General features: G+C 70.8%; 20 protein-coding genes. 8 read left to right on the top strand and 12 right to left on the bottom strand.

All coding sequences use genetic code 11. The features are described from left to right. Window positions 1–44 precede the first annotated feature (44 nt). On the bottom strand, window positions 45–1,751 hold the full coding sequence (locus ACIA47_RS11735) for a bifunctional metallophosphatase/5'-nucleotidase (RefSeq protein ID WP_396707446.1): 1,707 nt from the start codon (window positions 1,749–1,751) through the stop codon (window positions 45–47). Window positions 1,752–2,030: 279 nt separating this feature from the next. Between ACIA47_RS11735 and ACIA47_RS11730 the strand changes: the two genes are divergently transcribed. Beyond that, window positions 2,031–2,828, top strand: coding sequence for an alpha/beta fold hydrolase (locus ACIA47_RS11730; protein ID WP_396707444.1), 798 nt, complete (start codon window positions 2,031–2,033; stop codon window positions 2,826–2,828). 35 nt (window positions 2,829–2,863) lie between these two features. On the opposite strand, the gene ACIA47_RS11725 is transcribed toward ACIA47_RS11730, so the two are convergent. Together ACIA47_RS11725 and ACIA47_RS11720 are read right to left on the bottom strand one after the other, a co-directional pair. Further along, complete coding sequence (locus ACIA47_RS11725; RefSeq protein WP_396707442.1) at window positions 2,864–3,514, bottom strand: histone deacetylase; 651 nt, start codon at window positions 3,512–3,514, stop codon at window positions 2,864–2,866. 8 nt (window positions 3,515–3,522) lie between these two features. Next, window positions 3,523–4,302 (bottom strand): phosphodiesterase, encoded by a 780-nt coding sequence (locus tag ACIA47_RS11720; RefSeq protein ID WP_396707440.1) that lies wholly within the window; start codon window positions 4,300–4,302, stop codon window positions 3,523–3,525. 198 nt (window positions 4,303–4,500) lie between these two features. Here ACIA47_RS11720 and ACIA47_RS11715 point away from each other — a divergent pair, with 198 nt between their 5' ends. Next, window positions 4,501–5,910: a diguanylate cyclase gene (locus ACIA47_RS11715; RefSeq protein WP_396707438.1), complete on the top strand. Its 1,410-nt coding sequence runs from the start codon at window positions 4,501–4,503 to the stop codon at window positions 5,908–5,910. A gap of 204 nt (window positions 5,911–6,114) precedes the next feature. On the opposite strand, the gene ACIA47_RS11710 is transcribed toward ACIA47_RS11715, so the two are convergent. Further along, entirely contained in the window at window positions 6,115–7,176 is a 1,062-nt protein-coding gene (locus tag ACIA47_RS11710; protein ID WP_203122943.1) for an aspartate-semialdehyde dehydrogenase, read from the bottom strand. 5 nt (window positions 7,177–7,181) lie between these two features. Further along, window positions 7,182–8,447, bottom strand: a complete 1,266-nt coding sequence (locus tag ACIA47_RS11705) for an aspartate kinase (protein WP_030489892.1) — start codon at window positions 8,445–8,447, stop codon at window positions 7,182–7,184. Window positions 8,448–8,706: 259 nt separating this feature from the next. On the opposite strand from ACIA47_RS11705, the gene ACIA47_RS11700 reads away from it, so the two are divergent. After that, window positions 8,707–9,495, top strand: coding sequence for a hypothetical protein (locus ACIA47_RS11700; protein WP_396707435.1), 789 nt, complete (start codon window positions 8,707–8,709; stop codon window positions 9,493–9,495). A gap of 84 nt (window positions 9,496–9,579) precedes the next feature. Further along, a complete protein-coding gene (locus tag ACIA47_RS11695; protein WP_396707433.1) occupies window positions 9,580–10,110 on the top strand; it encodes a nitroreductase family protein in 531 nt (176 codons plus the stop codon). A 6-nt stretch (window positions 10,111–10,116) separates the two neighbouring features. Here the strand turns inward: ACIA47_RS11695 and ACIA47_RS11690 are convergent, their stop codons facing one another. Continuing rightward, window positions 10,117–11,103: a DUF5937 family protein gene (locus ACIA47_RS11690; RefSeq protein ID WP_203122944.1), complete on the bottom strand. Its 987-nt coding sequence runs from the start codon at window positions 11,101–11,103 to the stop codon at window positions 10,117–10,119. A 77-nt stretch (window positions 11,104–11,180) separates the two neighbouring features. Between ACIA47_RS11690 and ACIA47_RS11685 the strand changes: the two genes are divergently transcribed. Next, the gene (locus tag ACIA47_RS11685) at window positions 11,181–12,452 is read left to right on the top strand and encodes an MFS transporter (protein WP_396707430.1); all 1,272 of its coding nucleotides are present in this window, start codon (window positions 11,181–11,183) and stop codon (window positions 12,450–12,452) included. Window positions 12,453–12,689: 237 nt separating this feature from the next. Beyond that, window positions 12,690–14,441, top strand: a complete 1,752-nt coding sequence (leuA, locus tag ACIA47_RS11680) for a 2-isopropylmalate synthase (RefSeq protein ID WP_203122946.1) — start codon at window positions 12,690–12,692, stop codon at window positions 14,439–14,441. A 29-nt stretch (window positions 14,442–14,470) separates the two neighbouring features. Here the strand turns inward: leuA and ACIA47_RS11675 are convergent, their stop codons facing one another. After that, entirely contained in the window at window positions 14,471–15,964 is a 1,494-nt protein-coding gene (locus ACIA47_RS11675; protein WP_203122947.1) for an MFS transporter, read from the bottom strand. 107 nt (window positions 15,965–16,071) lie between these two features. Here ACIA47_RS11675 and ACIA47_RS11670 point away from each other — a divergent pair, with 107 nt between their 5' ends. Together ACIA47_RS11670 and ACIA47_RS11665 are read left to right on the top strand one after the other, a co-directional pair. Continuing rightward, entirely contained in the window at window positions 16,072–16,728 is a 657-nt protein-coding gene (locus ACIA47_RS11670) for an HNH endonuclease family protein (protein WP_203122948.1), read from the top strand. Then, complete coding sequence (locus ACIA47_RS11665) at window positions 16,704–17,093, top strand: hypothetical protein (RefSeq protein WP_396708213.1); 390 nt, start codon at window positions 16,704–16,706, stop codon at window positions 17,091–17,093. Before ACIA47_RS11670 ends, ACIA47_RS11665 begins: the two co-directional genes overlap by 25 nt. 24 nt (window positions 17,094–17,117) lie before the next feature. On the opposite strand, the gene ACIA47_RS11660 is transcribed toward ACIA47_RS11665, so the two are convergent. The 5 genes from ACIA47_RS11660 to ACIA47_RS11640 form a co-directional block, all read right to left on the bottom strand. Then, the gene (locus tag ACIA47_RS11660) at window positions 17,118–18,221 is read right to left on the bottom strand and encodes an ABC transporter ATP-binding protein (protein WP_396707427.1); all 1,104 of its coding nucleotides are present in this window, start codon (window positions 18,219–18,221) and stop codon (window positions 17,118–17,120) included. A gap of 76 nt (window positions 18,222–18,297) precedes the next feature. Continuing rightward, on the bottom strand, window positions 18,298–19,311 hold the full coding sequence (locus tag ACIA47_RS11655; RefSeq protein WP_196920181.1) for an ABC transporter ATP-binding protein: 1,014 nt from the start codon (window positions 19,309–19,311) through the stop codon (window positions 18,298–18,300). Window positions 19,312–19,377: 66 nt separating this feature from the next. Further along, window positions 19,378–20,340: an ABC transporter permease gene (locus ACIA47_RS11650; protein WP_203122952.1), complete on the bottom strand. Its 963-nt coding sequence runs from the start codon at window positions 20,338–20,340 to the stop codon at window positions 19,378–19,380. Further along, a complete protein-coding gene (locus ACIA47_RS11645; RefSeq protein ID WP_124776655.1) occupies window positions 20,337–21,341 on the bottom strand; it encodes an ABC transporter permease in 1,005 nt (334 codons plus the stop codon). The genes ACIA47_RS11650 and ACIA47_RS11645 overlap by 4 nt, the downstream gene beginning before the upstream one ends. Before the next feature lie 85 nt (window positions 21,342–21,426). Continuing rightward, window positions 21,427–23,088, bottom strand: a complete 1,662-nt coding sequence (locus tag ACIA47_RS11640) for an ABC transporter substrate-binding protein (protein ID WP_203122954.1) — start codon at window positions 23,086–23,088, stop codon at window positions 21,427–21,429. Window positions 23,089–23,251 lie beyond the last annotated feature (163 nt).

The following is a 23,251-nucleotide window of genomic DNA, read 5'->3' as shown; positions in this document are numbered from 1 at the left end:
CCCCGAAGCTGGTGCTCCGGGGCCCGATGATCGCGGGTCGGCCGTCAGGCGGCGGGGACCTCGGCGGTGGTGCGGATCCGGTCCAGCGTCGGCGCGGAGACCGGCGACTGGGCGGTCAGGTAGACCACGAACGCGTCCAGGTCGATCTGGCCGGTGACCAGGTTCGTGCCGCCGGTGAGGGCGCTGAAGCCGTCGCCTCCGCCGGCCAGGAAGTTGTTCACCGTCACCCGGTAGGTGGCAGCGGTGTCGACGGCGGTACCGCCGATGGTGAGACTGCCCCGGACCACGCGGGTGCCGGCGCACGGGTCGGCGACCGTGCCGGTGGTCCCGTTCGGGTCGACCACGTAGCCCACGGTGGCCGACGGGTACAGGGTCCGACCGGTGACGAACTGCTGCTCCAGGACGCAGTAGAGCTGCGCGCCGGTCAGGTCCAGTGTCACCAGGTTGTTGGCGAACGGCTGCACAGTGAACGCCTCTTCGTAGGTGACCGGGCCGGCGTCGAGGTCGGCCCGGACCCCGCCCGGGTTCATGAAGGCGGCGACCGCGTTCTGTTCGTCGTCGGTGGCGGCGAGCTGCGCGTCGGCGATCAGGTTGCCCAGTGGTGACTCGCCCAGGGCCGTACCGAAGAGGGTTTCCTGGGTCTTGGTGATCGCGGTGGTGGTCTCGCCGACCTGACGGTCGGCGACCGGGCCGAGCACGGTCTTGTACCGGTCGATCAGCGCGGTCTGCCTCGGGTCCTTGGCGACGTCCCGGGTGACCACGACGTTGTTGGCGGACGCGGAGAGCACATCACCGCTCCGACGGTCGATCTTGAGGTCGATGTCGGTGACCAGGCGACCGAACGAGCTGGCACTGGTGACCAGCTTGCCGTTGATGTCGCAGTTGTACGCCTGGTGGGTGTGCCCGCTGACCACCACGTCGATCGACGGGTCCATCCGGTTGGTGATGTCCACGATGGGCCCGGTCATCCCGACGCAGTCGTTGATGCCGCCGGTCGACGCCTGGGTGCCGCCCTCGTGCAGCAGCACGACGATCGCCTGTACGCCCTTGCGGCGCAGCTCGCGCGCGTACCGGTTGGCGGTGTCCGCCTCGTCGGCGAAGCTGAGGCCGGCGACGCCCTGCTGGCTGACGATCTGCGGGGTGCCCTCCAGGGTCATCCCGATGAAGCCGACCTTGACGCCCTGCACCTTGTGGATCGCGTACGGCGCCATCAGCGGCTTGCCGGTCGCGGTCTTGAAGGCGTTCGCGGACAGGTACTGGAAGCCGGCCCCCCGGTACGGGGTGCCGTCGGCGCAACCGTCCACCGGGTGGCAGCCGCCGTTCTGGATTCGCAGCAGCTCAGCGGCGCCTTCGTCGAACTCGTGGTTGCCGACGCTGGCGTAGTCCAGCCCGGCCATGCTCAGCGCCTCGATGGTCGGCTCGTCGTGAAACGCGGCCGAGAGCAGCGGGGACGCGCCGATCAGGTCACCGGCGGCGACCGTGATGGTGTTCTTCTTCTTGGCTGCGGCACGCAGCTCGGCAAGGTGGGTGGCCAGGAATTCGACGCCGCCCGCGGTCTGCCCGGCGATGGTGCCGCTGGACCCGGTCGGCGGTTCGAGGTTGCCGTGGAAGTCGTTGAGGGCGAGCAGGGTGACGTCGACCGGCTTCGGCCCGGCGTCGGCCTGCTCAGGGCTGGTGGCGACCGCGCCGAAAGCGGCCACCGCGAGCGCGGTCAGGCCGACAGCGGCCCGACGCATCCCGGGTATGAACATGGATCTCCTCGTGAGAATCGGCGCGTACGGTGCCTGGCCTCTGGGTCGACCGGGCCGCCGACGGACGCCGTCGAAAGGGTCGCGGATGACGGTGGTTGCGCATGGCCCCCGCCCCGACAGCCTCTCATCCGGACGCCCACCGGTCGACCCGGGCAGCGCATCGGAGCAGCGCGTACGCCGAGGCCGCTATCGATCATCGTTCAACGCGGTCTGCCGGACAACGTCGGACCCAGGGTCTAGAAAGGACGGGACAGCCAACGAGGAGTGGGGGGCGGCATCGTGAGCGGAACGACACCCGCGGCGGAGCAGGTGCGATCGGTCGACGGCACACCCATCGCGTTCGAGCGGTCCGGTGCCGGGCCGGCGGTCGTCCTCGTCGGCGGCGCGTTCAGCGATCGCAACGCGACCCGCGATTTGGGCGCGGCGCTGGCGCCGGATTTCACCGCCTTCAGCTATGACCGTCGCGGTCGGGGCTACAGCGGCGACACCGCACCGTACGAGGTCGGCCGCGAGATCGACGACCTGGCCGCCCTGATCGCGGCGGCGGGTGGTTCCGCCGCGGTCTACGGCATCTCCTCCGGTGCCGTCCTGGCCGCCCTCGCCACCGCACAGGGCCTGCCGGTGACCAAGTTGGTCATGTTCGAGCCACCGTTCCAGGTCGGCCCGCACGTGGGCGTCCGCAAGGACATCACTCCGCAGCTCATCGAGCTGATCGCCGCCGACGACCGGGACGGCGCGGTGGAGACCTTCCTCAGCGCCTCGGTGGGGCTGCCGGCCGAGCAGATCACCGAGATGCGCTCGCAGCCGATGTGGGGTGGGCTGACGGCGGTAGCGCACACCCTGGTGTACGACTCGATCGTCACCGCCGGAGGGCGACTCCCCGCCGACCTGCTGGCGACCATCACCGCGCCGACCCTCGGGGTGGACAGCACCGGCAGTCCACAGTGGCTGCGGGACGCGAGCCGGGCGGCCGCCGAGGCCGTGCCGGGCGGCCGGTCCGTGAGCCTCGACGGCGGTTACCACGACGTACCGCCGACGACGCTGGCCCCTGCGCTGCGCGAGTTCCTGCTCGGTTGACCGCACCGGTGGCTGCCGAGGCGCAGCCCGGCGGATCAGCCGTCAGCCAGCGCCTTGTCGACCAGGGCAGCTACGGCGTCTGGTGGCCAGGCGCCGGCCACGCCGGGCCGGGCCGCCAGGTAGGTGGCGATCCGCTCGGCGGGCCAGTCGTGCGACTCGCGCAGCCCTCGGGCGATCATGCCGAGGTAGATCGGCGCGGGAGGTCGGCACGGCACGGCTGACGCCCTCTCGGGGGCCGTGAAGGTGAGCATCGGAACGCCGTCGCGGCTGCCCGGGCAGATCAGAGTCTCGTACCGCCCCGGGCCGAGGGTGGCCCGTCCGTTGGCGACGGCGGCGTCGATGGCCGCGCCGGTCGCCGGGATCAGCTCGGTCGTGTCGCCCGGCGGGCGGTACATCTCCTGGGCCGCGATGTCGGTGAACTGCTCCAGGGTGACCAGGTAGGCGCGGGCTGCGGCCTCGCCCGGCAGGTGCGGGTCGTAGAAGGCCATGCCGCCGGTCCACGCACCGGACTCGCCGGCGAAGTAAATGCCGCCGGGCAGCGACACGGGCGTCGATCGGCTGGGTGGACGCCGGTCGCGGCAGCCCGGGTACGTCCGCTTTCCGCCGGGTGGGCAGCCGCCACCGATGTACCAGCCCAGCCGGGCGGCGTGCATGTTCGAGCCGTACGAGACATACCAGGCCAGCACGATGATCCTCAGAAGCCGCAGGTCTGCCCGGCGGAGTGGCTCACCTGCACGGTGTGGGTCACGCATCCGCCTGCCTCGACCGAGTGCAGCAGGAAGGCGGTGGGCTCGTTGACCCAACCAATCTGCTCGTCGGCGCTCATGGTGAGCGTGCTCTGCTTCCACGTGCTGGGCGCCACGGTGAGTATCGTGCCCGCGTACGCCGTGGTGACCGGGCGGTGCAGGTGGCCGGCACCGACCCGCACCACGTGCCGGTGCCGGCCGATCACCTCGGCGAGCGCGTCACCGTCGGCGAGCCGGATGGAGTCCGCGACGGGGATGCCGACCGCGACCGGCGGGTGGTGCAGAAAGATCACGGCGGGCACCTCGGGCCGCCCGGCAAGCACCCCGTCGAGCCAGCCGAGCTGCTCCTCGCCGAGTTGGCCACCGTCGCTACCGGGGACGAGCGAGTCGAGCACCACGACGGACGCCGCCTCGTGGTCGACGTGGTAATAGGCCGAGAAGCCGCCGCCGAGCCAGGGTGTGCCGCCGAACGCGTCGAGCAGGGACTCCCGGTCGTCATGATTACCGGTGGTCAGGTGCACCGGCAGCGGGAAGCGGCCGATCACCTCGCGCAGCGCCGCGTACTCGTCGGGCTGGCCGTGGTCGGCCAGATCGCCGCTGATCACCACGCAGTCCGGTCGGGGTCGCAACGCCAGCACCCGGCCGAGCGCTCGGTGCAACCCGGCGGCCGGTTCGGCGGCGAGCAGGCCGCTGGTCAGGTGTGGGTCACTGAGCTGGGCGATGAGCATGGGCTCGCCTCCTCGGTGCCGGGAGGCTCCACGCTATCGGCAGGCGCGGCGTCCCGGGGGGTATGAGTCCACAGGCTGCGTCCACAGCCTGTGGATAGCACGTGTGTACGAAGCCCGGCCGTCCCCGCCAGCGTGAGTACGCTTGATCGAGCGGTTCGGCGTCGGCCGGGCCCCTCCCCTACCTGGAACGACGTGCGAGTGGATCATCAGCGAGTCATCCGTGACGTCACCGTCCGCCTGCCGATGGCGTCGAGCACGCCGGAGGCGTGTCGGTGGACGGTCACCGCGCTGTCCCGCCACACCCCGGCGACCATCTCCGTGCTGCTCGCGGTCCACGACCGCCTGCGCTGCGTCGCGGCGACCGGGGCCTGGCAGGTCTTCGCCACAGTGCCGGCGCGGACCGGCATCGTCGGCCGGGTGTACGCGAGCGGCGCCCCCGCCGTCGTCCCGGACGTCACCGTCGACCCGGACTACCTACCGGTCCGCCCGGATGTGACCGCCGAGCTGTGCGTACCGGTGCTGGACCCGACGGGCCGGGCGATCGGCGTACTCGACCTGCAGTGGAGTGAGCCGACCGACCTGGAGCCGTGGCGGGAGACCGCGCAGCGGCTGGCCGACGGGCTCGGCGCTCGGATCACCGCCCTCGGTGGCCCACCTGCGGAGAGTCGCAGCGAGAAGCTGCTTCGCCACGCGGCGGCGCTCGCCTCCGCGCCGACCGAGGGGGAGGTGATGGGGGTGGCGGCCCGCGCCGCCCGGGAGGTCTCCACCCTCTCCACCGCACTACTGCTGATCGGCGGCCAGCTCGGCCCGTCCCCGGCGACGCCGAGCGACCTGGAGACCCGGATCCGCGCCGAGCTGGCCGCGGCGGGTCCGGCCGCCCTGGACCGGATGGTCGAGCGGGCGCACCGGTACGGCGCCGGGTACACGCTGGGCGAGGCCGGGCATCCCCCGACCGAGGACTACCGCCCGCTGACCCGGGCGGGGGTACGCACGCTGGTCGCCGTGCCGGTCGGGCCGACGGACGCCGGTGGGGTACTGCTGGTCGCCGACGAACGCGCGCTGCGCCCGGACCCGACCACTGTCAGCCTGATGGAGTTGCTCGCCGGGCAGGCCTGGACGAACGTGGACCGGCTGCGCACGCTGGCCCGGCTGCGGGAGCAGGCCAGCTCCGACCCGTTGACCGGGTTGCGGCACACCGGCCCGTTCGGGCAGCGGATCGCGGCGGCCACCCCCGGGCGTACGGCCCTGCTGGCGATCGACGTGGACGGCTTCAAGACCGTTAACGACACGTACGGCCACCAGGCCGGCGACCGAGTGCTGGTCGGGTTGGCCCGGGCGCTGGAGGGGGCGCTGCGGCACGGCGACGAGTTGTACCGGATCGGCGGCGACGAGTTCGTCGCGGTGATCGAGGTGAGCCGCCCGGAGGAGGCGGTACGCATCGCCGAACGGCTTACCGAGGCGGCCCGACGCATCGGCCGCACGATCAGCGTGGGCGTCGCACTGCCCCGCCCCGGCGAAACCCCCGACCGCACCCTCAAGAGAGCTGACCAGGCCCTCTACGCGGTAAAACGCCAAGGCCGAGACGGCGTCCTGCTCTCCGCCGCATAACCACGCCCCCCGGTCCCCCCGCCCCCCGCCCCCCGGGTCCCCCCGGTCCCCACGTCCCCACGTCCCCACGTCCCCACGTCCCGCCGATCTTGCACTTTCGGTTGTCGTTTTGTCGCCCTAGCCCCTTATGCCGGCACAGAAACTGCAAGATCGCCGCAGCGGAGGTACGGGGAGCGCGGGGTGCGGGGGCAGCGCAGCGCGGGGTCAGGGAGTGCGGAGTTCTTTGGCCAGGAGTTCGGCGATCTGAGCGGTGTTGAGGGCCGCGCCCTTGCGAAGGTTGTCGCCGGTGACGAAGAAGTCGAGGGCGCGGGGGTCGTCGAGGGCGCGGCGGATCCGGCCGACCCAGGACGGGTCGGTGCCGACGGCGTCGATCGGCATCGGGAACTCCCCCGCCGCGGGGTCGTCGACCAGGATCACCCCGGGTGCGTTGCGTAGCGCCTCACGGGCGCCCTCGGCGTCGACCTCGGTGGCGAAGACCGCGTGCACAGCGACCGAGTGGGCGGTGACCACCGGCACCCGGACGCAGGTGGCGGAGACCTTGAGGTCGGGGAGGCCGAGGATCTTCCGCGACTCGTTGCGGATCTTCATCTCTTCCGATGACCAGCCGCTGTCCACCGGGGAGCCGGCCCAGGGGACCACGTTGAGCGCCATGGGTGCCGGGAACGGCCCCAGGTCGTCGCCGACCGCCTGGCGTACGTCGCCGGTGCGCGAACCGAGCGCCCGGTCGCCGGCGACCTTGGTGAGCTGGTCGTGCAGGATGTCGACGCCGGACTGACCTGCTCCGGAGACCGCCTGGTAGGAGGCGAGCACCAGCTCCCGTAGGCCGTACTCCCGGTGCAGCGGCGCGACGGCGACGATCATCGCGAGGGTGGTGCAGTTGGCGTTGGCGATGATGCCCCGCGGCCGGTTGCGGACCTGCTCGGGGTTGATCTCCGGAACGACCAGCGGGACGTCGCGGTCCATCCGGAACGCGCCGGAGTTGTCGACAGCGATCGCGCCCCGGGCGACGGCGATCGGCGCCCACTCGGCGGAGACCTCGTCGGGCACGTCGAACATGGCCACCTGGACCCCGTCGAACGCCTCGGGGGTCAGCGCCTGGACGACGAGTTCCTCGCCCCGGCAGCGCACCCGGCGCCCGACGGAGCGCTCGGAGGCGAGCAGCCGGATCTCACCCCAGACGTTGCGCCGCCCGGTGAGCAGCTCACACATCACGGTGCCGACGGCACCTGTCGCTCCGACCACGGCGAGGGTGGGCAGCGCCGTCATCGGCGCTACCTACCCGTCCCCGCGTAGACCACGGCTTCGGTGTCGCCGCCCAACTCGAACGCGTCGTGGATGGCGCGGACGGCGGCGTCGAGGTCGGTGTCCCGGCAGACCACGGAGACCCGGATCTCGGAGGTGGAGATCATCTCGATGTTGACCCCGGCCGCGCCGAGCGCGGCGAAGAAGCCGGCCGCCACGCCGGGGTGCGAGCGCATGCCCGCGCCGATCAGCGAGACCTTGCCGACGTGGTCGTCGTAGAGCAGGCCCTTGAACTTGACCGGCTCCTGGATCTTGCTGAGCGCCGCCATCGCGGTGGGGCCGTCGGCCTTGGGCAGGGTGAACGAGATGTCCGTCCGACCGGTGCCCTCGGTGGAGACGTTCTGCACGATCATGTCGATGTTGATCTCGGCGCCGGCGACGGTGTCGAAGATCCGCGCGGCGGCACCCGGCTCGTCGGGCACCCCGACGATCGTGATCTTGGCCTCACTGCGGTCGTGCGCGACCCCGGTGATCAGTGCCTGCTCCACGGAAAGGTCCTCCATCGATCCGGTGACCATCGTGCCGGTGTTGGTCGAGTATGACGAACGGACGTGGATCGGCAACCCCGCCCGCCGGGCGTACTCCACGCTACGCAGGTGCAGCACCTTCGCGCCGCACGCGGCCAGCTCCAACATCTCCTCGTAGGTGATGTGCTGGATGTGTCGGGCGTTGGGCACGATCCGCGGGTCGGCGGTGAAGATGCCGTCCACGTCGGTGTAGATCTCGCAGACGTCGGCGTGCAGGGCGGCGGCGAGCGCCACGGCGGTGGTGTCCGAACCACCGCGGCCCAGCGTGGTGACGTCCTTGGTGTCCTGCGAGACGCCCTGGAAGCCGGCCACGATGACCACCGAACCCTCGTCGAGCGCGCCCTTGAGCCGCCCGGGGGTGACGTCGATGATCCGGGCGCGGCCGTGCACCGAGGTGGTGATCACGCCGGCCTGCGAACCGGTGAACGAGCGGGCTTCGTACCCCAGGTTGTGGATGGCCATGGCCAGCAGGGCCATGGAGATCCGCTCCCCGGCGGTGAGCAGCATGTCCAGCTCGCGACCCGGCGGCAGCGGGCTGACCTGGTTGGCCAGGTCGAGCAGTTCGTCGGTGGTGTCGCCCATCGCGGAGACCACCACCACCACGTCGTCGCCGGCCTTGCGGGCGGCGACGATGCGCTCGGCCACCCGCTTGATCCGCTCGGCGTTGGCGACGGAGGACCCGCCGTACTTCTGCACCACGAGTGCCACGACGGTGCACTCCCTCCCAGCGACCCTGAGCGTGCCGACGCCGCCGGAACCGGGGCCGGCGGCGCGTGTCAGACCCCATGAGGGTATCCGGCGGACAACGAAGCCGGGTCAGGTGATCCCACCATCCGGCCCGGCCGGGACCGGCCGGGCCGGTCCCACCAGGTCGGACGGGTACGCCGGGACGCCCCGTCCGACACGCCGGAACGAGCCCGGTACGCGCCGGCACCCACCGACCGTCCGCACCCACCAGAATGGGCCGGTGCCCGTCCTCATCCGCTCGGCCGGCCGCGTGCTCGGGCCGCTCGTCCTCGCCCTGCCACCCCTCCTGGTCGCCTGCACCAGTGAGCAGCCTCCAGCTCCGCCGCCCGTCGATCCGGGGCCGGTCGAGGTGGAGGCCGCACGGGATGAGCTGGCCGCGCTGGCCGCGGCGGCTCAGGACCGTCACCTGGTGGCCCAGTACGTCTACAGCCAGGCGGGCAAACCGGATCGCACGATCGTGTTCACCAGCGCGAACGACGGCAGCTGGCGGGTGGATGTGCCGGGGGGTGCCCTGGGTGGCACCGCCGACGTCTCGATGGCCAGCACGGCCGACGGGCTGTTCCAGTGCGCCCTGCCGTCGGCCGGTCACAGTGAGTCAGCGAGCTGCGTACGCCTGGGTGATCGCGACGACGCGATCCCACGCCGGTCGGACCCCCGGGTCCAGCACCTGCTCACCGACTGGCTGAACGTGCTCACCGACCGCCGCGCGCCGTTGGCGGTCGCCCCGGCCAACGCGCCCGAGGGTCTCACCGGCACCTGCTACTCGGTGGATTCCACCTCGGCGTCGCTCAACGCCCCGCTGGATGTGGGCATCTACTGCTACGACCAGGACGGCACGCCGACCGGCGTCCGGACCGGGGCCGGGACGCTGCGGCTGGCCGCTGCACCCGGCCCGGCACCGGCCACCGTGCAGCTGGCCGGCCCGGTGGTGATCGACCGGGAGCCGCTCGACACCGCAGCGCCGCCGACCCCGGACCCGTCGGAGAGCCCGAGCGCGGGAACGGCCTGATCTTCGTCCCGTTACGGGTGCTCTTGCCCACATTTAGTCACCCCATCCTGACGGGCGAATCACCCATACAGGACGATCCGGTGTATGGCCGACCTCACCCCGCTGCTCGCCTACCGCTGGAGTCCGCGAGCCTTCGACCCGAGCGCCGACCTGGCCCCGGAGGAATCCGCCTCGCTACTTGAGGCCGCCCGCTGGGCCCCGTCGGCGGAGAACGGGCAACCCTGGCGGTTCGCCCTCGGCCACCGCGACGACGAGACCTGGAAACGGATCCTGATCAACCTCCCGGTCGACGACCAGATCTGGATCCGGCATGCAGCGACCCTGGTGGTCGGCGCCCACACCGGCCTCGACACCGAGCGGGCCGCGTACGACCTGGGCCAGGCGATCGCCCACCTGACAGTGCAGGCCACCGCGCTCGGGCTGCACGTGCACCAGCTCACCCGGTTCGACCGGGCCGGCCTCTCCACCGAACTCGACCTGCCCGGCGGCGTCCGCCCGTTGGTGGTCGCCGCCGTCGGCCGGCTCGGGGACCCGTTCGCCCTCCCGGCCGAGCTGCGGGCCCGGGAGACCGGCCTGCGTCGCCGCCGTCCGGTCGCCGACCTGCTGCTGCGCTGAGCGGGCTCATCCGCCGCGGCTGGCCCGGAGGAGGACCGCCGCGGCGTCGGTGTTGCGGTAGAGGACGTGCCGACCCTCGCGGGACCGGGACACCAGGCCGGCGCCGTGCAGCGCGGCCAGGTGCTGGGAGACGTTTCCGGCGGACATCCCGGTGAGTCGGGCCAGGTCGGTGGTGGTCAGCGCCGTCTCGAGCAGGTGCAGCAGCGCGGTCCGGCCCGGCCCGATCACCCGTGCCAGTGGGTCGCCGGGCGGTGGCGCGGTCGCCTCCCAGAGCGTCCCGACCGCACGGACCGGGTACGCGCCGACCGGCAGCGAATCCTCCAGCAGGTTCCACAGCACGTGCTGCTCGGTGAACACCGTCGGGTTCAGCGCCAGCCCACGACCGCGGAGGTCGAAGTCCCGCTCGAACGTGTCGTCGCTGATCACCCGGTCGCCGTGCCAGCGCAGGCTCGGGTGGAGCTGCTCGAAGAACCGACCGGCGCCGCTCTCGGCGAGCTGCGCGGCCCGGTACGCCACGTCGGCGTCGAGCAGCGCCCGCATCCGCGGCCAGTCCGGGGCGATCGCCTCGTCATACCAGACCCGCACCGCGTCGACGACCTGCGGCAGCAGCCCGCCGGGGTCGGCGAGCAGCGCCCGCCCGAACGGGCTCAGCGGTTTTTGCCAGGTGGTCGACAGCAGGTCCTGGACCACCACGGCCGGCGGCGTCGCGGCGATCTGGTCGAGCTGCTCGGCCATCTCCACGTTCGGTCGGGCCGCCGGGGTGAGGAAGTCGGGCAGCCAGCGACCCGGCACGGCCAACCCCACCAGAGGTCGGACCCGGTCGGCCACCTCGGGACGACGCAACGTCACCCGGGCCCGGTCGATCCAGGGCAGGTGCACCGCGTAGCGGACCGGGTTGGCCAACGCCCACATGCTCATGACCGTCTCGTTGGCCGGTGACACGGCGAGCCGTACTCCCGCCACGTCGGCCAGGCTGAACCGCAACTCGGACACACGCCCCCCAGGAGCAGGATTCGGTCCAGCCTAAAAGACTCGACCGAGGTGATGGGGACCGGATTCACTCCCCGAACATGGGGACCAGAGAGACCATCCGCACCGCCGTCCGAGACGTCGTACCACCGGCCGGGCTGACCCGCGCCCTGGCCGTGCAGGCCATGGTCTACGCCGTCGGCAGCGGCCTGTTCCACGCCGGCAGCGCCGTCTTCTTCACCCGGGCGCTCGGGCTCAGCGCCGCCCAGGTGGGGTTGGGGCTGTCCATCGCTGCGGGGGTGTCGCTGCTGGGCACGGTGCCGCTGGGTGGGCTCACCGACCGGTACGGGCCGCAGCGGGTCTGGGTGGTGGGGCTGGTGCTCAACGCGGCGCTGTTCGCGACCTACCCGTTCGTGGGCGGCTTCGCGGGGTTCCTCGCCGTGGTGGTGGCGCTGGCCGCCGTGGACGCCGCTGTCGGCGTGGCCCGGCAGGTCTACTCGATCAACGCGCTCCCGCCGGCCGAACGGGTCACGGCGATGGCGTACCAGCGCTCGTCGCTGAACGTCGGCTTCGGGCTCGGCGCGGTGATCAGCGGCCTGGTGCTGGCGGTGGACACGATCACCGCGTACCGGGGAATGGTCTGGTTCATCTCGACGGTCTTCCTCGTGACGGCCCTCTTCGTGCGGCGACTGCCCCGGCTGCCGCAGGTGGCCCGACCGGTGCAGCCGATGAGTCGGCTCGCCGTGCTCCGGGACCGGCCGTTCATGGCGGTGTCCCTGCTGTCCGGGCTGCTCACCGCGCACGGGGTGCTCTACCTGACGGTCATGCCGCTGTGGATCCTCACCCACACCGACGCCCCGAAGACGGTGATCGCCGGGCTGGTGCTGCTCAACACGCTCCTGATCGTGCTGCTCCAGGTGCGGGTCAGCCGGGGCGCGGACACCGCGGCGGGCGCGGCCCGGGCCTCCCGCCGGGGCGGGCTGCTGATCGCCCTGTTCTGCCTGGTCCTGCCGATCTCCGGGGTCACCAGGGGCCTGCTGACCGTCGTGGTGCTGGTGGCTGCCGCCATGTTGCTGATCCTGGCCGAGCTGATCGAGTCGGCGGGCAGCTGGGGGCTCACCGCAACCCTGCCGCCGGCCGACCAGCGCGGTGCGTACGTGGGGGCGCTCGGACTCGGCGTGCAGGTCCAGTACCTGATCGCGCCGGCGGGGCTGACCGCGCTCGGGGTGACCACCGGCGGGTGGGGTTGGTTACCGACGGCAGCGATCTTCGTGCTGGTAGCGGTGGCGATCGTGCCCGCGGTGGCCTGGGCGCAACGGACGCCGAGGCTGGGTGCCGAGGCCGCAGAGCTGGCCATGACCCCGGTCCCATAGTCCGGACCTGCCTTTCCACCCCCCGTTCCATCACGTAGGGTGACCTGGTCATGTGGCAGGCGCTTCTCCTCCTTAGCCGCCGCGACGAGGCCTGACCGGCCGGCACCTCGTCGCGGAGTCGCATCGCGCCGTCCAGCACATCCGAGTTTCTTCTCGGCACCGCCGCGCACCGTCGCCCGGCATCTCGCCGACACCTTCCGATCTGCTGACGCCACATGTTCCAGGGAGCACTCTGAGATGGCTCAACCTGTCACCGACGCTGAAACCGATCCGATCGCCCGGCAACGCCCGAGCCGGATGCCGTACCACCGCTACCAGCCGTACCGGGAGCAGTTCCGGGTCGAACTGCCCGACCGCACCTGGCCCACCCGCACCGTCGAGGCCGCCCCCCGCTGGTGCGCCGTGGATCTCCGCGACGGCAACCAGGCCCTGATCGACCCGATGTCGCCCGAGCGCAAGCGCCGGATGTTCCAGCTGCTGGTCCAGATGGGCTACAAGGAGATCGAGGTCGGCTTCCCGTCGGCCAGCCAGACCGACTTCGACTTCGTCCGGCAGCTCATCGAAGACGACATGATCCCGGACGACGTCACCATCCAGGTGCTCACGCAGTGCCGGGAGCACCTGATCGACCGGACGTTCGAGTCGCTGCGCGGCGCGAAGCGGGCCATCGTGCACTTCTACAACTCGACCTCCACCCTTCAGCGGCGGGTGGTCTTCGGCCTGGACCGGGACGGCATCGCCGACATCGCCACCACCGGGGCGCGGCTCTGCCAGAAGTACGCCGAGATCCACACCCCGGACACGGAGATCTTCTACGAGTACTCGCCGGAGTCGTACACGGGCACCGAGCTGGAGTACGCGCTGGAGGTCTGCTCCCGGGTGATCGACGTGATCGACCCGACCCCGGACCGGCCGCTGATCATCAACCTGCCGGCCACCGTCGAGATGGCCACCCCCAACGTGTACGCCGACTCGATCGAGTGGATGCACCGGCACCTGCCGCGCCGGGACAGCGTGGTGCTGAGCCTGCACCCGCACAACGACCGGGGCACCGGCGTGGCCGCTGCGGAGCTGGGCCTGCTCGCCGGCGCGGACCGCATCGAGGGCTGCCTGTTCGGCAACGGCGAGCGCACCGGCAACGTCGACCTGGTGACCCTGGGGCTCAACATCTTCTCCCAGGGCATCGACCCGATGATCGACTTCTCGAACATCGACGAGATCCGACGAGCCGTCGAGTACTGCAACCAGCTGCCGGTGCACGAGCGCCACCCGTACGCGGGCGACCTGGTCTACACCGCCTTCTCCGGTTCCCACCAGGACGCGATCAAGAAGGGCTTCGACGCCCTAACCGCCGACGCGAAGGCGGCCGGCGTACCGGTGGACGAGCACACCTGGGCGGTGCCGTACCTGCCGATCGACCCGAAGGACCTGGGCCGCACCTACGAGGCGGTCATCCGGGTCAACTCGCAGTCCGGCAAGGGCGGCGTCGCGTACATCATGAAGAGCGAGCACCAACTGGACCTGCCGCGCCGGCTCCAGATCGAGTTCTCCGGGGTGGTGCAGCAGGTCACCGATCACGACGGCGGCGAGGTCGACCCGGCCGCCATGTGGGAGATCTTCGCGACGCACTACCTGCTCGACCACCAGCCCGATCCGACGGTCCGGTTGGCCGGCTACACGATCGGCACTGTGGACGGCAAGGTCGAGATCGAGGCCCAGGTCGGTGTGGGCGGCGAGCAGCGCTCGCTCGCCGCGATCGGCAACGGCCCGATCGACGCGTACGTCAACGCGCTCCAGTCGGTCGGGGTGGGCGTACGGGTGCTCGACTACCACGAGCATGCACTCTCCTCCGGTGGTGACGCGCAGGCCGCCGCGTACGTCGAGTGTGAGGTGGACGGCAGGACGGTCTGGGGTGTCGGCACCGACGCCAACATCGTCACCGCGTCGATCAAGGCGGTCACCAGCGCCGTCAACCGCGCCCGCCGTTGACCTGGGCGCGACACCCCCGAAGTGGCTTCCTACTTCGGGGGTGTCGCGGCGGGCAGTGAATGGCAGGGCTGGGACGGCGGGGCTTTCCGGGGCGGTCGGTGGACCAGCACGAGGGCCAGCAGCGCGCCGGCCACGAGCAGCCCGGCGCACCACTCCATCGCGCCCCGGAACGCGTCGGTCAGCTCGGCCTTCTGCTCGTACCCGCCGCCGGAGAGCCCGACCAGCAGCGGCAGCGCCGCCACCGCGAGCAGACCGCCGGCGCGGGACGCGGCGTTGTTGAACCCGCTGGCCACACCGGAGAACCGGTCCTGCACGGCGGCCAGCACCGACGCGGTCAACGGTGCCACCACCAGGGTCAACCCGATGCCGAAGAGCAGCACCCCGGGCAGCACGTCCCGCCAGTACGACGCGCCCGGTCCGACGCCGCGCAACAGCAGCAGGCCGACCGCGGCCACCACCGGGCCGGTGGCCAGCGGCAGCCGTGGGCCGATCCGGGCCGACAGCGCACCGGCGCGCGCGGAGCCGACCAACAGCAGCAGGGTCATCGGCAGCAACGCGATGCCGGTGCGGAAGGCCGACCAGCCGACCACGTTCTGCAGGTAGACGGCGAAGAAGAAGGTGAAGCCGCCGAGTGCTGCGTAGACGACGACGGTGAAGAGGTTCAGCACCGAGAAGAGTCGGCTGCTGAACAGCCCGGTGGGCAGCATCGCGGCGTCGCCACGCCGCCGTTCCAGCAGGACGAAGGCCACCGCGGAGAGCACCCCGACCACGGCTGCGATCAGCACCTCGGCGGAGTCGAACCCGCGGGCCGGCGCGTCGATCAGGGCGTAGGTGACGCCGGCGAGCGCGAGCGCTCCGAGCAGGGCTCCGGCGACGTCGAACCGCCGACGGGTCCGACCCCGTCCCTCGGTGCGGGAGGCGCTCTCGTCCCGGCTCTCCGGCACCCAGCGCAGGGCGGCCAGCAGCACCAGCACGGCGATCGGCAGGTTGAGGAAGAAGATCCAGCGCCAGGAGAGCGCGTCGATCAGCCAGCCCCCGATGAACGGGCCCAGCGCTGTGGACACCCCGGACAGCCCGGCCCAGGCACCGATCGCCCGGCCCCGGTCGTCCGGATGGAAGCTCGCCTGGAGCACCGACAGCGACCCGGGTGTGAGCAACGCGCCACCGGCGCCCTGGAGGAACCGGGCCGCGATCAGCATGCCGGTGCCCTGGGCCAGCCCGCAGAGCACGGAGGCGGCGGTGAACCAGACCACGCCGATGAGGAAGACGCGTCGTCGGCCGAAGCGGTCGCCGAGCGCGCCGCCGAGCAGCACGAACGCCGCCAGCATCAGCAGATAGCCGTTGACGGTCCACTGGAGATCGGCCACGTTCGCGCCGAGGTCCTGCCCGAGTTTCGGCAGCGCCACGTTGACGACGGTGCTGTCGAGGAAGACCATGCCAGAGGCGAGTACGGCGGCGAGCAGCGTGCCCCGGCCGGCGGTGGTGCCCATCCGGAGGGCGGTCGCCGGTACGGGTGCGGTCATCCCACCAATCTGCCCTGCATCATGTGGGAGACGCCACGAAACGCCGAAACCGTGCCCGGGTACTGTGCGCAATCGCCGGGAGCCCCCAAGCTGGAGAGGTGTCGTCTGTGCGTACCAGATCAGGACCGCGAGCGGCGGTGGCCGCGCTCACCGCGGCGCTGGCGCTCGGCGTGGCCGGTTGCGTCCCGCAGGATGAGCCGACCACACCGCCGTCGAGCGACGGCGGCAACGCCGCGGAGCAGCTGAGCCAGCTCACCGTCGCTACCGCCGGCTCGATGAAGGGCTACAGCCGGGAGCGTTTCCCGCACTGGCGGGACACCGGCAAGAACTGCGATGTCCGGGACAGCATCCTCCAGCGCGACGGCAAGGACGTGAAGCTCTCCGGCTGCAACGTGGTCGGTGGGCGCTGGGAGAGCGTGTACGACGGTCGCAGCTTCTCGGATCCCTCCGACGTGGACATCGACCACATGGTGCCGTTGGCCAACGCGTGGCGCTCGGGTGCCGACGAGTGGGACAACGCGAAGCGCGGCGATTTCGCCAACGACACCACCCGTCCGCAGCTCTTCGCGGTTTCCGCCTCGTCGAACCGGGCAAAGGGTGACCAGGACCCGTCGCAGTGGAAGCCGGCAAACCGGTCCTACTGGTGCAAATACGCTCAGGACTGGGTGGCGGTCAAGCACTACTGGCGGCTGACGGTGACCACCGCCGAAAAGGCCGCCCTGACCGACATGTTGGAGGGCTGTTCAGTGGGGAGCGATTCGTGAGCACCGCCGGGGAGAGCGCCCCGTCCGCCGCCGGCATGACCGCGGACGGCACCGCCGAGACCCCCGCCGCCGTGCCGGGTGCCGGCATGGTCGCGGATTCGGGCGGGGCGGCCGGCCCGCAGGCCCGCACCACCGACATCGTGCCCGGCCCCGGCGGCGTGATGACCGACGAGGTCGGCGTCGTCACCGGTGACCTGACGCTGCGCACCGAGTACGCCGACGGCAAGGTCACAGTGCGGGTGCAGTACAAGGACGCGGACGAGTGGTACGCGGTGACCGGCACGTCGGTCACGCTGGCCGACCCGGCCGGGCTGGACGCGGTGCACGGCGTCGCCGTGGGGCTGCTGAACCGCCCCGAGGGCTGACGAACGCCGGCACCGCGTCCAGTCTCAGACGTACGAGCCGGGCTCGGTGGGCGCGGAGACCACGCCCGGCGTGTCCCCCTCACCCTCGGGTCGGACGATCTGCGCGCTGACCCCGTGCGGGCGCAGTTCGCCGCTGGCGATCTGCTCGGCCCAGTGGCAGGCCACCCGGCTGGCACCGATGTCCCGCAGCACCGGTCGCTCGTCGGCGCAGCGGGTGGGCTGCGCCCACGGGCAGCGGGTGTGGAAGCGGCAGCCGGACGGCGGGTTGGCCGGCGACGGCAGGTCACCGGCGAGCAGGATCCGCTCCCGGCGGTCCTCCACGTCCGGGTCCGGCACCGGCACCGCCGACATCAGCGCCCGGGTGTACGGGTGCAGCGGCTCGGTGTAGAGCCGGTCGCTCGGCGCCTCCTCGACCAACGCCCCCAGGTACATGACGCCGACCGTGTCGGAGATGTGCCGGACCACCGCGAGGTCGTGCGCGATCACCAGGTAGGTCAGCCCCAGGCTGTCCTGGAGTTCGTCCAGCAGGTTGACCACCTGGGCCTGGATCGACACGTCGAGCGCCGAGACCGGCTCGTCGGCGACGATCAGCTCCGGCCCGAGCACCAGCGCGCGGGCGATGCCGATGCGCTGGCGCTGCCCACCGGAGAACTCGTGCGGGTAGCGGGACAGCGCCCAGCGCGGCAGCCCGACCGCGTCCAGGGTCTCGCCGATGATCCGTCGACGGTCGGTGCGGTCGGTGCCGATCCCGTGGGTCTGCAGGCCCTCGGTCAGGATCGACTCGACGTTCTGCCGAGGGTCGAGGCTGGACATCGGGTCCTGGAAGATCATCTGCATCCGGCGACGCATGCTGCGCAGCTTGCCGGACGGCAGCGTCGTCAGCTCGACGCCGTCGAAGCTGACCTCACCGGCGGTCGGCGGGGTGAGCTGGAGCAGCGCCCGGCCCAACGTGGACTTGCCGCAGCCGGACTCACCCACCAGGCCGTACGTCTTGCCCCGCGCGATGCTCAGGTCGACCCCGTCGACGGCCTTAACCTGGCCGACCACCCGGTCGAAGAGCACCCCCCGTTTGATCGGGAAGTGCACCTTCAGGTCGCGCACCTCGACGAGGATGTCGTTGTCACTCACGCCAGCACTCCGCTTCGCTCCGCGCCGGCGCGAGACGCCACGCTGCTGTGCCTGATGGTTCGCTCGCTACGCTCGCTCACGCTGATTCCTCCTCGCGCGGGGCGGGCACCATGCCCGGCAGCGGCTCCGGGTTGACGCACCGGTAGCTCCGTCCGTCGTGCGCGTGCACCAGCTCCGGCGGCTCACCCACACACTCGTCGATCCGACGGGCGCAACGCGGGGCGAAGGCGCAACCGTCCGGCCAGGGCAGCAGGTCACGGACCGAACCGGGAATCGGGTTGAGCTTCTCGCCCCGCCCGGCGTCCAGGCGCGGCACCGAGCCGAGCAAACCCACTGTGTACGGGTGACGCGGCTGGCGGAACAGCGGACGGCGGCGGGCCGTCTCCACCACCCGGCCTCCGTAGAGCACGTTGACGGTGTCGCACATGCCGGCCACCACGCCCAGATCGTGCGTGATCATCAGGAGTGCGGTGCCGGAGTCCCGGACCAGTTCCTTGAGCAGTTCCAGGATCTGGGCCTGGATGGTGACGTCCAGCGCGGTGGTCGGCTCGTCGGCGATCAGCAGGCGGGGCTGGCAGGCCACCGCCATCGCGATGAGCGCACGCTGGCGCATCCCACCGGAGAGCTGGTGCGGGTACTCCTTGAGCCGCCGCTTCGGGTCGGGGATGCCGACCCGGTCCAGCAGCGCCGCCGCCTCCTTCGCCGCGGTCTCACCCTTCATTCCCCGGTGCCGGGTGAGGACCTCGGTCACCTGCAACCCGATCGGGATCACCGGGTTCAGCGAGGAGAGCGGGTCCTGGAAGATCATCGCGATGTCCCGGCCCCGGATGTCCCGCCGCGACCGGTCGTCGAGCTGGAGCAGGTCGGTGCCGTCGAAGACGGCCTTGCCGCCGACCCGCAGACCGGGTTGCTTGGGCAGCAGACCCATGATCGCGAGCGAGGTGACGCTCTTGCCACAGCCGGACTCGCCGACCAGGCCGACCACCTCACCGGCGTCGACCGAGAAGGACACCCCGTCGACCGCGTGCACGGCCCGCTGACCGCGGCGCGCGAACGTGACGGAGAGATCTTCAACTTCGAGCAGTGCCATTACTGGCCCTCCGTTCGCGACTGCGGGGCTCGCAAGCTCACTCCTCGCGCTTCACACATGCCGGGCCTACTTCCGCAGCTTCGGGTCGAGGGCCTCACGCATCGCCTCACCCAGCAGGGTGAAGCCGAGCGCGGTGATGATGATCGCGACGGCCGGGTAGATCGCCAGTGACGGCCGGATGCCGAGGTACTGCTGCGCGTCGGCGAGCATGACCCCCCACTCCGGTACGGCGGTGTCCGGGTTGCCGAGGCCGAGGAAGGAGAGCGCCGCGGCCTCGATGATCGCGGTGGCCAGGGTCAGCGTGGCCTGCACGATCACCGGGGCGAGCGAGTTCGGCACCACGTGGGTCAGTGCGATCTTCGACTTCTTGACGCCGAGCGAGGTCGCCGCCAGCACGTAGTCGCTGTTGGCCTGGGAGATCATCGAGCCGCGCAGCAGCCGGGCGAACACCGGCACCGAGACCACGCCGACCGCGATCATCACAGTGGTCAGGCTGGCCCCGAGCAGAGCGGCGATGCTCACCGCCAGCAGCAGGCTCGGCATCGCCAGCAGCATGTCGATGAAGCGCATCAGGGTGGTGTCGATCCACCGCCCCCACCGGCCACCGAGGCCGGCCGCGGCACCGGAGACGCCGCCGATCAGCGCGCCGACCGCCAGACCGATCAGGGTGGAGACCACGCCGACCAGCAGGGTCTGCCGGGCGCCCACGATCATCCGGCTGAACTCGTCGCGGCCCTGGTGGTCGTAGCCGAACCAGTGGTCGCCGGTCGGGCCGGGGATGGTGCCCGGCTTGATCAGCCCCTCCCGGATGCCGATCGTGTCCGTCGGCGCGTACGGCACGAGGAACGGGCCGACCACCGCGACCAGCACGAAGAGCGCCAGGATGACGGCGCCGACGATCGCGGCGGGGTTACCGCGCAACCGGCGGAACGCCTCCTGCCAGAGGCTGACACCCCGCTCGTCGTCACGGGCGGCCAACTCGGAGAGCCGGTCGATCTTTTCGCGCTTCTTGCCTGGGCTGAGTGTCATCGCACCCTCACCCTCGGGTCGATGAAGCTGTAGGAGAGATCGACCAGGAGGTTCACCAGCACGTACACCACCGCGATGATCAGGATGAAGCCCATCAGCACCGGATAGTCGCGTTGGCCGATGGCCTCGGCGACGAACGCTCCGATGCCGCTGAAGGCGAAGACGGTCTCGGTCAGCACCGCGCCGGAGAGCAGCCCGCCCGCGAGCAGACCGATCGAGGTGGCGACCGGCAGCATGGCGTTGCGCAGGACGTGCCGGCGACGGACCGTCTGCTCGGTCAGGCCCTTCGCCTCGGCGGTCCGCACGAAGTCCTCGTTCAGCACCTCCAGCACGCTCGCCCGGGTGATCCGGACGATGATCGCCAGCGGGATGCTGGCCAGCGCGATGCTGGGCAACACCAGATGCCAGAGGGCGTCGGCGGCGGCGTCCCACTCACGGGTCATCAACCCGTCCAGGACGAAGAAGTTGGTGACCCGGGTCGCCCCGAGTGTCGGGTCCTGCCGGCCGCTGGACGGGAACCAGTGCAGGTTCTCCGAGAAGATCGCTTTGAGCACGTAGCCCAGGAAGAAGACCGGGATGCAGATGCCGATCAGCGAGCCGCCCACGGACGCGTGGTCCAGGAAACGGCCGCGACGACGGGCGGCCAGGTAGCCCAGCGGGATGCCGACGCCGATCGCGATGATCATCGCGGTGATGGTCAACTCGACGGTGCCGGGGAAGCGCTCGATGAACTCCGTGGTGACCGCCCGCTTGGTGGAGGTCGAGGTGCCCAGGTCGAGCTTGATCATCCGCCGTACGAATCGGCCGTACTGGACCAGGATGGGCTCGTCGAGCCCCATGTTGCGGCGGATCGCGGCCCGCATCTCGGGTGTGCCGCGCTCGCCGAGGATGGCGGTCTCGGGGCCGCCGGGGAGTCGGCGGAGCCAGATGAAGAGCAGGAGGGAGAGCCCGAACAGCGTGGGTATCAGCTGAAGCAGGCGCCTGACGATGAACCGGAACACGACGGCCTCGAAGGGGTGCGGAGGGTTGCGGGCGGGCGCTGTGCGACAGCGCCCGCCCGCGTTCCTTGCTGCGTCAGATCAGGACTTACTTGAACTCGGCGGTCGCGTACCGCTCGTCGGTGAGCGGGCTCGCCTTGACGCCGGTCACGTCCTTGCCGAACACGATCGCCGGCGGCGAGTGCGAGATCGGCACACCGGGCAGGAAGTCCATGACGGACTTGTTCAGGGCCTTGTACTTCTCGGTCCGGGCCGCGATGTCGGCGGTGGTGTCCGCGTCCTTGAACTGGTCGAACAGGGCCTTGTTGTTGAAGCCCCACTCGTCCTTCGGCCGGTCGAAGAAGGTACCGATGAAGTTGTAGGCGTCACCGTAGTCACCGGTCCAGCCCAGGAAGTGGATGTCGTGCTTGCTACCCGAGGTGGTGGCGTTCAGGTAGTCCGGGCTCCACTTCAGCGGGATCGCCTCGACGGTGATGCCAACGGCCTTCAGGTCCGCCGAGAGCAACTCGAAGATGTCCTTCGGGTTCGGCATGTACGGCCGGGTGACCTCGGTCGGGTAGTGGAACTTCAGCGTCAGGTTCGACGCGCCGGCCTCGGCCAGCAGTGCCTTCGCCTTGGCCGGGTCGTAGGTGTACTTGGTGACGTCACCGTTCCAGCCCTCGACGGTGTCCGGCATGAAGTTGTCGGCGACCTTGGCACCCGGCGGCAGCTTGGAGGTGACCAGCTGCTGACGGTTCAGGGCGTACGCGATGGCCTGCCGGACGCGAATGTCGGCGAGCTTCGGGTTGCCCTTCTGGTTCATCGCCAGGTAGAGCACGTTGAACGCCGGGCGCGTGAGCATGTTGAAGCCCTCGCTCTTCAGCGGCTCGACGTCGGCCGGGCCAACCAGGTCGTAGCCCTGGATGTCACCGGAGCGGAGCGCCTGCTTGCGGGCGTTCTCGTCCGAGATCGTCTTGAAGATGAGGGTCTTCAGCTTGGCCTTGGCGCCCGAGTAGTCCTCGTTGCGCTCCAGGGTCAGCGTCTTGTTGGCAACGTCCCAGGTCTTGAACTTGAACGGGCCGGTGCCGGTCGGGTGCTCCGTCGCGTACGCCGGGTACTTGATGTCCTCGGCGGTGCCCGCGACGTTGCTCGCGTCGAACTCCTGCAGCGCCTTCGGGCTGTGGATGGAGAACGAGGGGAGCATCAGCGCGGCCGGGATCTTGCTGGAGACCCGGGTGAAGGACAGGTCCACAGTGGTGGCGTCCTTGGCGGCGCAGGACTTGAAGAGACTCGGCGGGAGATCCGCGTTCTCGTTCTTGGCGAAGCCGCCCATGACGTCCTGCCAGTACGCGGTCACGTCCGGGCTCTGCATCAGGCCCTTGGCGTTGTACCAGCGGTTGAAGTTGACGCAGACGGCCTCGGCGTTGAAGTCGGTGCCGTCGTGGAACTTCACGCCCGAGCGGAGCTTGAAGGTCCAGGTGGTGCCGGCGGCGTCCGGGGTCCAGGACTCGGCCAGGCCGGGGGTGACCTTCGTGCCACCCTCCTCCGGTCGGACCAGGGTCTCGAAGACCTGACGCGCGACGCGCAGCGACTCACCGTCGCTGGCGAAGCTCGGGTCGAGCACCTTCGGGTCTCCGGCGACGCCGAAAACGAGGGTGTCCTTCTTGCTACCGCCGGATTTGTCGTCGCGGTTGCTCTCGGCGCAGCCTGCTACCGCGAGGGCCGCGACCGCGATGGCCGCGATCGCGGCCTTCGGCCTGGGTGCACGCATGTGTGCTTCACCTCGTCCTTGGGGGTACGGACAACGTGGTGACAGGGGTCACCGATGGCGGTGACCATAGCTCCCGATGCGTCCACCCGGAAACCGCTGAGTGGACGGTTGGTATCGGATCGTGCCTCAACCGCCGCTTGACATTCGATTCTTAGGTAAACAG

This window comes from Micromonospora sp. NPDC051227, assembly GCF_044455385.1.
GTDB lineage: Bacteria > Actinomycetota > Actinomycetes > Mycobacteriales > Micromonosporaceae > Micromonospora.
This window is presented reverse-complemented; position numbering and strand designations above follow the sequence as displayed.